Origin of the sequence: uncultured Jannaschia sp. (assembly GCF_947494025.1) — a bacterium.
Lineage (GTDB): Bacteria > Pseudomonadota > Alphaproteobacteria > Rhodobacterales > Rhodobacteraceae > Jannaschia.
On sequence record NZ_CANLTQ010000163.1, the window covers coordinates 1 to 376 of the forward strand.

The window sequence follows — 376 nt, forward strand, 5'->3', positions numbered from 1 at the left end:
ACGGGGAGTGGCAGACCCGCAAGCATGGGTCTCAGGGCCGACGCCAATGGCGCAAGGTCCACCTGGCAATGGACACCGCCACGTCGGACATCCGGGCGGTAGAGTTCACCCCCAGCAGCGACGGCCCCTCTCGTGGTTTGCAAGCAAACCACTGCCGGGCAGCGGACAGCCCGATCCTGCCCGAGTTGCTCGGCCAGATCCCCGAGGACGAGCAGATCGGCACTGTGACCGCCGATGGTGCCTACGACACCCGCCGCTGCCATGCTGCTATTATCGACCGCCAAGCCACGCCAATCATTCCGATCCGGAAGAACGGGCGCGCCTGGAAGGAAGACTGCCCGGCACCGAAGGCTCGGAACGAGACGCTGCGCGCCAC

The 376-nt window shown here is 66.5% G+C and carries 1 protein-coding gene; it reads left to right on the forward strand.

All coding sequences use genetic code 11. The annotated features are described in order from the left end of the window. The coding region (locus Q1B08_RS21780; RefSeq protein WP_299823586.1) for a transposase at positions 1–376 on the forward strand (376 nt) is incomplete at both ends.